Here is a 14,833-nt window from a genome sequence, read left to right as displayed (position 1 = left end):
TTAATTCAATTGCTATAAGGGGTATAACCTGGCGGCTACAGGTATTAATTTTACTAAGCAGAGCGTTAATTATGTGTAATTGGCGATTTTTTTAAATTATCCCCTATACTTGTGGAAAGTGGGTTTTATACAAATTTAATCGGAGATCGCTACTCGTTAAATTTCCACTCTCAAACACCTATATCAATCCGCGAAGATGTGGGCTCACGCACTCATGTATAGGGTATTAGATGAAAGCAATTGATAGGGAGGTTGAATGTTAAATTTACTCATTGTTGAACCCGACGATACCCAATCCGAAATTTACGAATTAGCACTGTCAGACTCTTTTAATATAAGTAAGGTGAAGGATTTTCCATCCGCCACACACGCTCTTAAGACTGACCATCAGCATTTGGTCATTTGTGAATGGCAGATCGAACAGCAAACAGCTGATTCATTAGGGGCGCTCGTTGACGAAGGTGATCAATTTTCTGAGCCTATTATTATTGTAGTAACAGAAGAAAAAAGTGAAGTCGCCATGACGAAGGCGTTCCAGGGAGGGATCTCTTATTACTTCACCAAGCCGTATAAAGTCATACAGTTCACCGAAAATATCTTGGCTCTAAAAAAGAATATCGAAGCCATTCATGGCGTCAAAAAAGCGGTTTCAGAGTCGCAAGAGGTTACACAAACTGCGTTAAGTCAGGCTTCTATTTATGGAATTGGAATGGACTTGGCAGCGTCCATCAGTAGTGCAGGAGATAGCAGAAGTATTGCCAAAAGAATTCTATTAACGCTAGCAGGGAGTGGGATTCACTGTGCGTTATCGTTACGCAGCGAAAACCACACTGAGTATTTCGACACGGATTTAACGCCATGCGACGAGACCACAGAGAAGGTGTTTAATGTTTTGCATGACAAAGGGCGAATTTACCGTTTCGGTAGAAGAATCATGCTTAATGATGGGGATGTCTCACTGTTGGTTAAACATATCACGGACAATGACACCGTTATTTACGACTGTATTCTTGATATGGGCGCAAAGCTAATCACTTCGATAAACACCCAACATGTCAAACTATTGCAACAAAAGGCTCTGTATGACACATATTCCGATATGCAGGTCGTACTGGGAAAATTAAATGAAAATGTCATTAATTTAAGTAAAGAAATGCGCACTATAGTAGATACCGTGAGTGCGAAAATTCACTTAAGTTTTCATGAGTTGGAACTGACTGAAGTTCAGGAAAACTTTTTTGTGGACCTAATTGAAAAAGAATTAGAGTCCCGAGCGAATAACGAAGGGATGGCGGATTTGGATACGCTTTTAAGCGCCGTAACGATAAGATTAAAAACGAAGATCGATGAATTTGCCATTCCCGCTGAACAAGAAGAGGGCAATCATCACCAATCCATCGAATTTTTCTAGCATAGGCAAGCGATACTAATGGGTGAGCGAGGCCCACCCTAACTCCGACGTTATTGGATTACATCAACGAGGGCTTTAGCCAGTGCCTCAACATTATTGTGATTAATGCCGGCAATATTTACCCGACTGGATTCGACAAAATAAACACTGTGTTTTGTACGAATATCCCTCACTTGTTCAGGGGTAATACACAGGTACGAGAACATGCCTTTTTGGCGGTTGATAAAACTGAAGTCGCGATCCGCACCATTAACTGCCAGTTGATCGACTAACATTGAACGAAGCGACTTCATGCGGTTACGCATTTCGTCAACTTCTGAGACCCATTCATGTCTAAGCTGTTCGTCGTTTAAAATTAAATCAACCAGAGCTCCCCCATAACTGGGCGGCATAGAGTAAATGCCCCTGGCGACCGATTGGATTTGCCCTTGTACAACCTGACTGTTAGCGGAATCTTTTGTCACGATAGCAGCTAAACCAACACGCTCACGATAAAGCCCGAAGTTTTTACTACATGAAGCTGCGATAAGCACTTCAGGTAGGTTATCAGTAAGAAGACGAATACCGTAAGCGTCTTCATCTAAACCATCACCAAAGCCTAAGTAGGCTACATCCAGAAACGGAACGAATTCACGCTCTTTAGCAACTTGCAGGATATGATCCCACTGCGAATTAGTTAAATCTGCGCCGGTAGGGTTGTGGCAGCAACCGTGCAAAAGAACCACATCTCCTTTGTTACACTGACGCAACGTCTGCATCATTGCATCAAAATTAATGCTTGCAGTATTTTTATCAAAATAAGGGTAGGTCTCAATTGACAAACCAGCTGAACCTATCAGAGGGATATGGTTCGCCCAGGTTGGGTCACTTACCCATACTTTGGCATCTTTATTCGCGCGTACTATCAACTCTGCCAAAATACGCAAAGCCCCACATCCACCGGGTGCCTGAACAGCGGCTACTCGATTATCCAGTAATGCCTTACTGTGATCAGACAGCAGTAACCTTAGCATGCCATCTATATAACCTTGATTACCTTGCGGCGAAATGTACGTTTTTGATTTTTCTGTCGCCAATAGCTTTTGTTGTGCTTTTGCCACCGCTCTTAAAATGGGGGTATGGCCTTGTTCATTCTTATAAACACCCACACCCAAATCAATTTTTTGCGGGTGGCTATCTTCATTGTATGCGACAGAAAGTCCTAATATAGGGTCGGGCGCTAGGGGAGTTAACACTTCAAACACAAGAGTTCCTTAGGCTATAAAAATCATTATTAATGAGTCGCATTATGCCATTGCTCTGTAAAAGATCGAGTAATCTATCAAATTAAATAAATATCGGGTCGCATAACAAATTGACGTTTAACTGGGTATACAACTCTTTTTAGTATGACATTTACGATGGGAGATCGTCGGGGTCTTACGTGGCCTGTCATGGAAACTGATGAGATAAAAAGGTGTCTTAAATAGTTGGAGGGTTATAATGACGAGACATGTATACGCGTTTGCGCCTCCCTAAATTAAAATAACCGAGTATAGGGGCATACATCCAAGATTCGGCACCAAGATAGTTTGCTAAATGGCAGGTAATGGTTTTTATTTTTGAAACGTAGAAGATAATAGTTGTGTAAAGGTAAATAGAGATGCGTTATGGCTTCTTGTTTCTACAGCCAGCTATAATATTGATTTGCAACGATTGTCGAGATGTCCATAGTAAGACAAAGGTATTTAAGTAAAGCGTATTAGGCAAAGAGATTTACGATTTGTGTGCCATCGAATTACTGTGACGCGTCGTTTTCTTTGTCGCGAGGAAGGCAGTTACCCGGCATTCGAACGGCCTTCGCCTGCTTTAGGTCCTTTAACTCTTCACAGATTGGTTTGGTAAAAGTGGTAAGACCTCCTCTTTTAAGAACTCGTGGCTCTGCGCAGCAATGATACAAAAGCGTAGCGTAACCAAACTAGTCGTAGATTATGTGTGTAAAAGGCAATTGCTTGCATTTGTTCATTTCATTGATATCTTTAAATATAGTTCCAATAAACATATAACGTGAAAGCGTGAGGGTGCGGTAAGTAAACATGCGAAATTAGCAAAAAAAAATTTTGTTAACCCGAATGTACCGTATGTTTGTTATATCCGAGACTGTGCCTTTAACCGAACAAAAGGGTAGAGGAACATAGCAGTATGCAAAAGCTGGTAAGTAATTAGCGTGTCATTAGGGCAACATTCTTAATTGAAGGAGTTAAGAGAAGTTTGGAACTGTCATTAAAAAAGGCTTTTCAGCTTTTTCTCATTGTAGCGATCAGTGTGCTGATTATGAATTTCACTGTTTTCATAGTTAGTCAGAACATGACCAATACAAGCGAGCGCTGGGTTAGACATACTCACGAAGTCATTATTCTTGGCAAATCTCTATTATCAAACGTTAAAGATGCCGAAACAGGCCAACGCGGATTTCTTGTTACGGAAGACCAAGCCTACCTCGAACCTTATCACGACGGTACAACCCAAGCAGACCGAAACCTGAATGCCCTAATAAATAAAACGTCTGACAACCCAAGTCAAACAACACGTCTTAATGAACTGTCAGGTTTAATAACAGAAAAATTTGAAGAACTTAGACTTACTATACAGCTTACTAAGGAAGGCAATAAAGAAGCAGCAATAGAGGTGGTAAACAGTGATGTTGGTAAGAACTTAATGACTGAAATAAAAGGGCTTTTGGAACAATTCGAACAAGAAGAGTTGATGTTGCTCAGCCAGCGCCTAGCTAACTTTGAAAAAGCTAAAACGATTAGTCTGAACGCTGTTTTTGCTGCTCAGGCATTGCTTCTGATATTAGTGGTTATCGCAAGCATTTTTGTAAAGAAACGTGTTATCGATCCTATCTTGTCTCTTACTCTGCAAGCGAGAGCGAATAAAGCTCACGAAATGAAGGAATTTCACGTTAATAAAGCGATTCTGGAAGTAACACAACTCGCGAAAACTTTGACCTGGATGGGAGGTGAGGTGCGAAAAGCATTTAAGAGTCTATCAATTGCTCGTACTAAAGCAGAGGAAAGTGAAAAAGCGAAAAGTGATTTTTTGGCTAATATGAGTCATGAAATCAGAACACCGATGAATGGTATTTATGGCGGACTCCAGCTGCTAAAGCGTGAAAATTTATCGGCTAAAGGTGAAAGTATATTAAGTAAAAGTACCCAATCGTGTAAAAATTTGCTAGCAATCATTAATGATATATTGGACTTTTCCAAAATTGCATCGGGCAAGCTAGACATAGAATATATAGACTTTCATATACCATCTATTCTTGAGGTCATTCAATCAGATTTATATCCCATGGCCAATGAGAAGAGGATAGAATTTGAAATAATCAACCGACTCCATTCCACATATTGGAAAGGCGATCCTGTTAGAGTTAATCAGATTTTGCTAAACGTATGTTCGAATGCTGTCAAGTTCACGCATGCCGGAGCTGTCACATTGACCTTAGAATCGTTCGAACCAGAAAATGGAGTGTTAATCACAGTTCGCGATACAGGGTGTGGAATGACCCCTTCCCAATTGGAAAAAATATTTACGCGGTTCGGGCAGGCAGATTCCTCAACCACACGCCATTTTGGGGGAACGGGCCTGGGCTTACCTATCACTAAACGATTAATTGAACTCATGAACGGTACGATATCGGTAGAAAGTAAAGTTGGTGAAGGCTCAGAGTTTAGGATCTTTTTACCTCTAGCCCCAGGCGTTGAGAAAGGAATTGCACGTAATATTGAACTTCCGGAAATGACGTCAGTAAAAGGTCGAATATTGCTGGCTGAAGATAACGAAATAAATCAGATGATATTTTCGTCTATGCTTGAGCCATATAACGTTGAGCTTAAAGTTGTAGCCAATGGAAGATTAGCTTTGGATAGTGTTTTAACGGAAAAGCCTGATTTGGTTTTTCTTGATATTCAAATGCCGGTGATGGATGGTAAGGACGCGTGCGTGGAAATTAAACGTCATTATGCTGATCTTCCAATTGTCGCTATAACTGCCAATGTGATGAGATCTGACCGCGAATTGTATAGAGAATTGGGTTTTGATGAGTGTTTACCGAAACCATATGACCTTGCCGATTTAAATAATGTTATTCGTAAGTACGTCAGTAAATGAAAATTCATTAGTAACGTATAACGCAATACTTACGTTTTTTTAGAACATAAGCGCTACGTATTACTTTTTACTTTGCGGATCTAACGTTTTCGGGAAGTATGGGAAAGCTAACGATACGCTTCCTCTGAAGCTTTTTCGCCATACTATTTGGCATTAGGGTGGGTGGAACTCCAGCTGGACCAGTGAAAATGCTTTTCAGAGTGCAAACATTCATAGTGTGGAAAACTCGTTAAAAATGTCAGACCCTGTGTTAATCACTCCTAAGATTAAGCCCGTCACTTATGAGTCAGGTGGCAGCACAGTTTTCTCATCGCTTTGTCAGTGGTTGTTAAAGCAAATGGGGTGGCGGGCCCAAGGGGAAATGATTAGCGTGCCGAAAGTCGTATTATCGATGGCTCCCCATACATCAAACTGGGACTTTGTACTTGGCGTACTAATCATCATGTCGATGAGGTTGAAAGTGTGCTTCTTTGGCAAGCATACGTTGTTTAGGCCGCCCTTGGTCTGGTTTATGAAGCGCATAGGGGGTATACCTGTAGATAGAAGCAGGGCGCATGGTGTGGTAGCCCAAGCCGCAGAAAGTATCCGAAAAAAACAAACAATAGTGTTGGTGGTGGCTCCAGAAGGAACGAGAAAGGCGGTGTACCCATGGCGCAAAGGTTTTTTGCATATTGCGAATGCGGCACACGTTCCTGTCCAGTGTGTAGGGTTGGATTACAAGCGCAAAAGACTCATTTTTGGACCCGTACTAAAGATCGAAGATAATATAGACGAACAAATGCAAACAATTTATGCATTTTATGCTACGGTGACAGCAAGATATCCATCCCAGTGCAAAGTGACGGAGTATAAATAGGTGAGCAGGCAAGGCATGACTACACAGTTAGTTCATCTTGATCGGAAAAACAATAATATTGAACAAGGAGCAGTTCATTCTCCTACGACCAATTCGGTGTTGTACGAATACGAGGATGCACAAGGAATTATTGATGTGTTTCAGGGTAAGCAGGCCGGCCACGTTTACTCGCGTTCATCGTCACCATCTGTTAGTGCTTTACAGGAAATGATCAATGAGTTAGAGGGCGGTGAGGGTGCATTATGTTTTGCAACGGGCATGGGCGCCATTTCTAGTACATTCTTAGCATTGTTCAGACAAGGCGAGCATATAATTGTAAGCCGTTATCTTTTTGGGAATACGCGAAGCTTCATGGGTACGCTTGAATCCTTCGGTATTCAAATTAGCTATGTTGACGTAACCAAGCTGACAGAAGTGATTGATGCGTACCAACCTAATACTCGTGCGGTCTTCTGCGAAACTATCGCAAACCCGGTCACTCAGGTAGCCGATATCCAGTCTATTGGACGCTACTGCAAAGAACGCGGCATACTATTCATTGTGGATAACACGATGACCCCTTTTGTGATTTTTAACGCAAAAGCGATGAATGCTTCTTTGGTTGTAACTTCTCTAACCAAGTACCTGTCTGGGCATGGTAATGTGTTAGGTGGCGCAGTAATTGATACGGGGAATTATGACTGGCAGACGTTTCCTAACATTCAACCCCAGTATCAAAATGGCGATGCTTCACAATGGGGTTTAACCCAGATAAAGAAAAAGGGTTTACGCGATTTGGGCGCAACCCTTGCCCCCCAAAGCGCACATGCGATTTCCATAGGAATGGAAACGTTGGCATTGCGCACCCAAAAAGCCTGTGACAACGCACTTAAACTAGCCACTTTTTTAGCCTCTCACGAGAAAATAGAGCGCGTATTTTACCCGGGATTGTCGAATCACCCGCAACACTATATCGCTAGAGAACATTTTCACGACGGATATGGCGCAATATTGAGCTTTACTCTAGCTAAAGCGTTAGATGTGGTGGCTTTGCTGAATGCACTGGAACTCGTAATATGTGCTACGCACCTAGGCGATAACCGCACGTTAGCACTGCCAGTGGCCGCCACCATATATGCTGAAAATACAGCAAAAGAACGCGCACAAATGGGTATTGACGATCAGATGATCAGGCTATCGGTTGGTATTGAAGATATTGATGACTTAGTCAGCGATTTCTCCCGGGCATTAAATAAATTTAACCAGCCCGGTTAGAAAAATGGGTAATAGTTAACTTGCTGAAAAGTAAAGAGTCTACGCGTCTGGCCTGGAACACCCTATAGTTGGTAGGGCAGCTAAGTATTGAACTTAGTATTTACTGTGTTGACTAAATCTATGCAGTTAGCAAAAAGTATTATTTTGTAGTTATATTTTACTATGATGAATAATCTTTTTCGCTAAAGTGTGTTCCAAGTTGAGTGTGCTTGATTGCCCCGCAAGCGTTGCGGGGCTTTTTTATAGTTATAGCATCAATTTGCCTCGATGCAGTGAGAGTTCACAGCAAGCGGAATGTATCAAATCGAAGGCGCATTCCCCATATCCGCCCAGTAAAAAACGTAGAAACGCTACATCGCTAACGCGCGTTCTATGTCGTTCACTAATTCAGGGTCTGTTGGTCTGACTCTACTACCATAATGTTTAAGAATATTGCCCTTTTTATCTACAAGGTATTTATTGAAGTTCCAAGATGGCTCTTCACCGGTTTCTCTTTCTAACATTTTATACATAGGGTCTGCATTATCACCTTTCACAGATGTAGGCTCAAACATAGGGAATTCCACACCATAGGTAAGCTCACATAGTTCAGCCGTTTTCTTTTCATCTTTGGCTTCTTGATTAAAGTCATGAGAGGGGAAGCCCAGCACGGTAAAATCTTTATCTCTATATTTTTCATACATCGCTTCTAAGCCTTTAAACTGCTTAGTGAATCCACAATAGCTCGCGGTATTTACGATCAATAACGTTTTACCCTTATATTCTTCACATAAGTTAACTGTCTCCTGAGAATTCAACTTCCGCTTCATAAACTTCAATACGGAAGGGCACGAGTCTGCTAGCGCAGTAGATGACAGCAACGCCAATACAATCGCAAGTGTTCTTTTTTTCATATCAGTGCTCTTTTTTTGACTAGTTAGATTGATTTTGCGCGGATTTCACTCTGTCTGCAAGACAAATGGCACACTATTGTAGATCAAACTTGACCATCTGCTTTGAAGGCTGAGTATAATGGGGCGGGATACTCAATAGATTAATCAATAGAAAAATATATGAAAAAAATTACCTTTTATTTTGCTGTGGGCGCACTCTCCACAGCGATAACAGCCTGCACGGCCACTGAGCAGTCGGTGCAGTCAGAACCTGAGGCAAAGTCACGAGAGGTGACAAGAGTCATTCAACCTGAAGTGGAAATGTCGGGTGACGTAACTAACACAATCACGTTGAAACAGATCATGTCCGATCCGGATTGGCTGGGACGCCAACCGCAAAACCCAGGTTTCTCGATTGATGGCCAAGCATTGGTGTATACGCGTAAACGGCAAGGTTCACCCATAGACGATGTTTTTGCAGCAGACTTGGACACGCCCGAGAAAGCTGAGAAAGTATCATATGACAAACGCCATCTATTTAAATATGACGAAAAAACAGTAAGTCAGGATGGCAGTATGACTGCTATTCGAGCAGGCGACAGTATTTTTGTCTATGCGAACGATCAACTTCGACAGATAACCCGCGGTGGCAGTAAGTTGCGTGGCATTAGCTTCATGACTGATGGTCGGTTAATGGCACAAACTTCTAATCGTGTTGTGGCGATTGACCTAAATACAGGTGCACGTGAGGAGCTGATTAGCTGGAAGTTTGCCGATGAACCCGAACCAGTTAAAGCGGCCGAGGACTATATCGCGGAACAACAAATAGAATTAATAGAGTACATAAAAAATAAACGGGACGATCGGCAGGTTATTTATAACGAGAATAAAAAATTAGCTTCAGCAAATACTGCGTTCGCCCCGGAGCCAATTTACTTTGACAAAAAACATCGTTTAGTTGCAAGCCAGGTTTCTCCGGCAGGGAATTACGCGATAATCGTTACCACAGAAGATAAACCCTGGCGTAGCGACACCGATATTATGCCCCATTACATTCAAGAGGATGGCCGCATTGCATCAATTGATGCGCGGCAACGGGTAGCTGATGCTGAGCCAGAGAACCATGAAGTGTGGTTGATCGATCTTACTAACAATAAAAAGCACAAACTTTCTTATACTGTTCTACCCGGTTACAACGAAGACGTATTAGCAGAGGTCAAGGCTGAAAATGCAAAAGCAAAAGGCGAACGTTATCAGGTAAATCGCCTACCAAGGGACATCACCTTGTTGCAAAGTTGGTACTGGACTGAACCTTCAGTGCGCTGGCATCAAAATGGTCAACAAGTTGCGTTGATGTTAGAGGCGTGGGATAACAAGGATCGCTGGATTGCCACTGTTGATTTTAAGAACAAAAAGTTAGTGAATCAGCATCGTTTGCACGATGAGGCATGGGTAAATTATCGCTATAATCAATTTGGTTGGTTGCACCAGAGTGAAACCTTGGTCTATCAGTCGGAACATACTGGTTACGCACACCTTTATATTCAAAAACCAGGTCAGGCGCCTGTGGCGCTAACATCTGGACAGTTTGTGGTAGACAACCCATTAGTCACCCGCGATGATCAATGGGTTTATTACGAAGCAAATAAGAAGCATCCTGGAATTTACGAAATTTATCGCGTAAACCTGAAAACTATGCAACAAGAGGCGCTGACTGATTTAAATGGCGTAACCGAATACACGCTGAGTCCTGACGAGCAGCATCTTCTATTAATGCATAGTAAAGTAACGCGTCCGCCAGAACTTTATTTAAGTAGTGTTAACGGAAGTGAATCGCCGCAACAGATCACCCATACTACCAGCGATAAATATTTATCTTTACCCTGGACTACGCCACAGGTTGTTGCTATCGAATCGAGTCATACTTCGCAACCTATTTATGCGCGTGTTTACCTACCAGAAAACTACCAGCAAGGCGAGGCTCGCAAAGCAGTGGTGTTTAACCACGGCGCTGGCTACTTACAGAACGCCCACTTAGGGTGGTCAGGTTATTTCCGCGAATTTATGTTTCATAGCATGTTAGCCCAGCAAGGTTATGTGGTATTGGATATGGATTATCGCGCTTCTGCAGGATACGGACGTGACTGGCGCACCGCTATTTACCGACAAATGGGTACCCCTGAAGTACAAGATCTGCAAGATGGTGTTGATTGGTTAGTAAAGAACGCCAATGTCGACCGGCAACGTATTGGTACTTATGGTGGTTCCTATGGAGGCTTTTTAACGTTTATGGCGTTATTTAATGAACCTGATCTGTTCCAGGCCGGGGCTGCATTAAGACCCGTAAGTGACTGGGCCCACTACAATACAGGGTATACGGCGAATATTCTAAATACACCTAATATTGACCCCATTGCTTACGAGCGCAGCTCACCCATTTACTTCGCCGAAGGCCTGACTAAGCCCTTACTTATTAATGCACCTATGGTAGATGACAATGTATTCTTTGTAGATGTAGTAAGGTTAGTGCAACGTCTTATTGAGCTGGAAAAGGAAAATTTCGAAACGGCAATTTATCCTGTAGAACCGCATGGCTTTGTTCAGCCAAGTTCCTGGTTAGATGAATACCGCAGAATCTATAAGTTGTTTGAAACGAACCTTTAAGGAAAACGCCGCCATCTTATGTGATGGCGGTGAACTTTTTCATATTTATTTTTGCGTTAATAATGTCCAACGGGCACCGAAAGTACTTATTAAGCGCATTATAATAAATAAAATTGCTCCGCTAACCGCGCCATACAAATGCGCATCAATTGCCACCGCAGCATCAATCCATTGCTCGAGCTCAGCGTTCGCCCCGGTCGTTTGTTCATAGATAATTTTTAAGGCTACCCCTGCCAGCAACACCCACCCTGAAAGAACGTTCTTTTCTATGTCTTTAAATGCCCCCCAAACGAAGACGCCATGCAATGCTCCTGACAAACCAGCATACCAAATTAAATTTTCAGAAAAAAAGTAAATGCCAACACTGCACCCCACACAGGTCCATAAAAATACGCGTAAAAATGTGGGTAGATAATAATGTTCTCCGTGCAGCGCCCACAATAAAGCGAGTCCCGCAACATTTAGTAATAAATGTACACCATTGGTGTGGACAAGGTTACCACTAAGCATTCGCCACGTTTCTGTGCCTTGAATGGCATAGCGGTCATAAGCCAAAAGTTGCCCTGAAGCAGGCTCTAACAGAAACAGGACTACCGCAGTTAATGCTATAAATAATGGTCCTACGAAATTGGCTGGGCGAGCAGGTTTTTTAAACATATATATCTAATAAGAAATTTTTGCTAACTGGCTAAGCGCGCTATCATAACGTAAATTATAGTATCGAAGTCACATTAAACTAAACCTCGCTCTGAATTTAGCGCAGAATTTGACAATAAATTATTCAACAAGAAAAAAATTCAAACCATTATCAAAGCAAAAAGGAACATTATGAGTATCCAGATAAATACTGAAAAAGGGGTGATGCGCCTTACCTTGAATCGGGAAGATAAAAAAAATTCTTTAACTCGGGACATGTACAGACAGCTTGCCGATGCAATTATTCAAGCCGGAGATGACGAGAGCGTCAAAGTGATCAGAATTGATGGCGCAGGTAGTTGTTTTACGGCAGGAAATGATATTCATGACTTCGCCAGTCAAAATCATAGTGATAATGTGACTGACACAGTAGCTTTTATGCAAGCGCTAGTGGAATGCGAAAAAGTGGTTGTTGCGCAGGTTCATGGGTTAGCGGTCGGCATCGGTACAACATTATTACTCCATTGCGATCTTGTCTATTGTGCTCCAGATACCCGCTTTATATTGCCTTTCATCAATCTCGGCCTCGTGCCTGAATATGCCTCAAGCTATTTACTCCCTAGAATGGCTGGTCGGCGAAAAGCCAGTGAATGGTTGATGCTGGGTGAGCCTATCGAAGCACAAGAGGCGATGAATTTTGGCATAGTCAGTCGGATAGTTGATTCCGATAGGTTGGAAGGAACCGTGTCGGCGATTTGTCAGGCATTAGTAGGAAAGCCTGCTTTTGCTCTTACGCAAACGAAACAGTTAATGTCTAACGATACCGACGCCGTTCTGCAACAGATGAACGCAGAGTTAGATGTATTTCTTGAAGCGATGACAACGGACGCTGCAAAAGAAGCATTCTCCGCGTTTTTAGAGAAACGCCCGGTGGACAGAAATAAGTTTAAGTAAAGGGAAATGTGGTCGTTTTACGAATGTACCCGCTCAAGCGCGATTCATGTAGCTTTGTAGCCCCGGTAAGGGGCAAATAGCGAAGGCAGGGAAACCGTTAAAGTGAATCTTCTGTATTGACAACAACGTAAAGCTTTGGGCAAGCGTATCGGCTCGGTTAAAAACGGTATATATAGATTAGGTCCTTCTTTATTTAAATAAATGACTATTCGCTTTAAAATTAAATGAAAAAAGCAAACATCCTCTAATATTAAAAGGTAGCAAAATTGACAATTAAGCTTTCGCTCATACATTATATTTGCACGCTAATTTTTTTGGTTCAGTTTGGCGCAGTAGCCCAGGACTCGGTAAATCGGGCTGAACCGGAAGCGGCCACCGGTTATACCGACAAGCGGGCCTATGTTGCAAAGGAGTATATGGTAGTAGCAGCCAATCCCTATGCCTCTTGGGCGGGTCGCAACATAATAGAGAAGGGGGGCTCAGCTATTGACGCAGCCGTAGCTGTTCAAGCTATGCTGACGTTGGTAGAGCCGCAATCTTCCGGTATTGGAGGGGGCGCCTTCATTCTTTACTGGGACAATAAAAATCAAACGCTTCATACCTATGATGGCAGAGAAATGGCGCCGGCGAATGTGAATCCCTATTGGTTTATGGAAGGCACTAAGCCCATGAAGTGGATTGATGCTGTAGTGGGGGGGAAGTCTGTTGGTGTACCTGGTGTGTTGAAAGCGCTTGAGATGGCTCAGGGTGATTTTGGGAAATTAAAGTGGGAAGATCTTTTTGATGATGCCATTAATACCGCCGATAAAGGATTCAGAGTTTCAAAACGCTTAGCTGATCTTATTGCCCTGAATTACCACCCGGGATTAAAGAAATTTCCCGTCAGTGCTACCTATTTCTACCCATCAGGAAAACCGTTAACGGAAGGATATATTCGAAAAAACAGGGCATTAGCCCGTACATTAACAAGAGTGGCACAACAGGGCTCCGACTATATGTACGAAGGAGGGCTGGCCGAAAAAATAGTTAAAGAAGTCAACTCTTCAAAAGTGAATCCCGGCAATATGACGGTTAAGGATTTGGCGGCATATCGAGCGATCAAACGTGAACCGGTTTGTGGGTTATATAAAAAGCACTCTATCTGCGGCATGGCTCCGCCTAGTTCTGGTGGCATTAACGTTTATCAGATATTGAAAATGCTTGAAAGACATGATTTTTCAAATACTGAATTGATGAGCCCCGATTTTATTCATCTTTTTACTCAGGCCACTTCGTTAGCTTACGCTGATCGGAAACAATTCATTGCGGATTCCGATTTTACTAATTTACCTTTTGCAGCCTTAATAAATACAGCGTATCTCCATCGTAGAGGCCAAGGGATCGCATTGAACAAACAGTGGCAGCAGGTGCGCGCCGGTAGGCCGTACGCTGACGCTAAAGTTGGGGTGGGGATGACAGTTGAGCAACCTAATACCAGCCATATTAGCATCGTGGATAAAGAAGGTAATGCCGTTTCGATGACGACCAGCATAGAGTTTATGTTTGGGTCCGGCTTAATGGTAGAAGGATTTTTGTTAAATAATCAGTTAACCGATTTTTCATTTCAACCCGCTGAAGATCGCTACCCTGTTGCCAATAAAGTGGAACCGTATAAGCGTCCTCGCAGTGCCATGAGCCCTACTATGGTGTTTGACGAAAAGGGAAAACTGGAAGTGTTACTCGGCTCACCGGGAGGCAGCCGAATAATCAGCTATGTAGCACAAACACTCATTGGGGTGTTGGACTATGGATTAAATATTCAGCAAGCCATAAACCTTCCTAAAGTCACTAACCGAAATGATTATACAGCGCTCGAGAAGGGGACAGGACTTGAAAATTTGGAAGATGAACTTGTTGAACGTGGCCATACGATAAGGGTGATGGACTTAAACAGTGGCCTGCATGGCATAGAATTTCGCAATGGTAAACTCATTGGCGGCGCAGACCCCCGTAGGGAAGGGGTCGCAGTGGGGCGTTAAGCGCCCCCAGGTG

General features: G+C 42.7%; 10 protein-coding genes. 7 read left to right on the top strand and 3 right to left on the bottom strand.

Annotated features, from left to right (window positions below):
* Positions 1 to 256 precede the first annotated feature (256 nt).
* Positions 257 to 1,411: a hypothetical protein gene (locus OPS28_RS11660; RefSeq protein ID WP_265609622.1), complete on the top strand. Its 1,155-nt coding sequence runs from the start codon at positions 257 to 259 to the stop codon at positions 1,409 to 1,411.
* A gap of 50 nt (positions 1,412 to 1,461) precedes the next feature.
* On the opposite strand, the gene OPS28_RS11655 is transcribed toward OPS28_RS11660, so the two are convergent.
* On the bottom strand, positions 1,462 to 2,655 hold the full coding sequence (locus tag OPS28_RS11655; protein ID WP_265609621.1) for an amino acid aminotransferase: 1,194 nt from the start codon (positions 2,653 to 2,655) through the stop codon (positions 1,462 to 1,464).
* A 1,006-nt stretch (positions 2,656 to 3,661) separates the two neighbouring features.
* Here OPS28_RS11655 and OPS28_RS11650 point away from each other — a divergent pair.
* The 3 genes from OPS28_RS11650 (at position 3,662) to OPS28_RS11640 (ending at position 7,676) form a co-directional block, all read left to right on the top strand.
* On the top strand, positions 3,662 to 5,566 hold the full coding sequence (locus OPS28_RS11650; protein ID WP_265609620.1) for a CHASE3 domain-containing protein: 1,905 nt from the start codon (positions 3,662 to 3,664) through the stop codon (positions 5,564 to 5,566).
* 235 nt (positions 5,567 to 5,801) lie between these two features.
* Positions 5,802 to 6,422 carry a 1-acyl-sn-glycerol-3-phosphate acyltransferase gene (locus OPS28_RS11645; protein ID WP_265609619.1) on the top strand — a complete coding sequence of 207 codons (621 nt, stop codon included), beginning with the start codon at positions 5,802 to 5,804 and terminating at the stop codon, positions 6,420 to 6,422.
* Positions 6,423 to 7,676: a cystathionine gamma-synthase family protein gene (locus OPS28_RS11640; RefSeq protein ID WP_265609618.1), complete on the top strand. Its 1,254-nt coding sequence runs from the start codon at positions 6,423 to 6,425 to the stop codon at positions 7,674 to 7,676.
* A gap of 350 nt (positions 7,677 to 8,026) precedes the next feature.
* On the opposite strand, the gene OPS28_RS11635 is transcribed toward OPS28_RS11640, so the two are convergent.
* Positions 8,027 to 8,569: a glutathione peroxidase gene (locus OPS28_RS11635; RefSeq protein WP_265609617.1), complete on the bottom strand. Its 543-nt coding sequence runs from the start codon at positions 8,567 to 8,569 to the stop codon at positions 8,027 to 8,029.
* 159 nt (positions 8,570 to 8,728) lie between these two features.
* Here OPS28_RS11635 and OPS28_RS11630 point away from each other — a divergent pair, with 159 nt between their 5' ends.
* The gene (locus tag OPS28_RS11630; protein WP_265609616.1) at positions 8,729 to 11,212 is read left to right on the top strand and encodes a S9 family peptidase; all 2,484 of its coding nucleotides are present in this window, start codon (positions 8,729 to 8,731) and stop codon (positions 11,210 to 11,212) included.
* 45 nt (positions 11,213 to 11,257) lie between these two features.
* On the opposite strand, the gene rrtA is transcribed toward OPS28_RS11630, so the two are convergent.
* Positions 11,258 to 11,869 carry a rhombosortase gene (rrtA, locus tag OPS28_RS11625; RefSeq protein WP_265609615.1) on the bottom strand — a complete coding sequence of 204 codons (612 nt, stop codon included), beginning with the start codon at positions 11,867 to 11,869 and terminating at the stop codon, positions 11,258 to 11,260.
* Between the two features lie 171 nt (positions 11,870 to 12,040).
* Here rrtA and OPS28_RS11620 point away from each other — a divergent pair, with 171 nt between their 5' ends.
* Together OPS28_RS11620 and ggt are read left to right on the top strand one after the other, a co-directional pair.
* The gene (locus OPS28_RS11620) at positions 12,041 to 12,802 is read left to right on the top strand and encodes an enoyl-CoA hydratase (RefSeq protein ID WP_265609614.1); all 762 of its coding nucleotides are present in this window, start codon (positions 12,041 to 12,043) and stop codon (positions 12,800 to 12,802) included.
* A gap of 266 nt (positions 12,803 to 13,068) precedes the next feature.
* Positions 13,069 to 14,820, top strand: a complete 1,752-nt coding sequence (gene ggt, locus OPS28_RS11615) for a gamma-glutamyltransferase (RefSeq protein ID WP_442863987.1) — start codon at positions 13,069 to 13,071, stop codon at positions 14,818 to 14,820.
* The last annotated feature ends 13 nt before the right edge of the window (positions 14,821 to 14,833 follow it).

Source organism: Alteromonas sp. ASW11-130 (genome assembly GCF_026183735.1).
In the GTDB taxonomy this organism is placed as follows: Bacteria; Pseudomonadota; Gammaproteobacteria; order Enterobacterales; family Alteromonadaceae; genus Alteromonas.
This window is presented reverse-complemented; position numbering and strand designations above follow the sequence as displayed.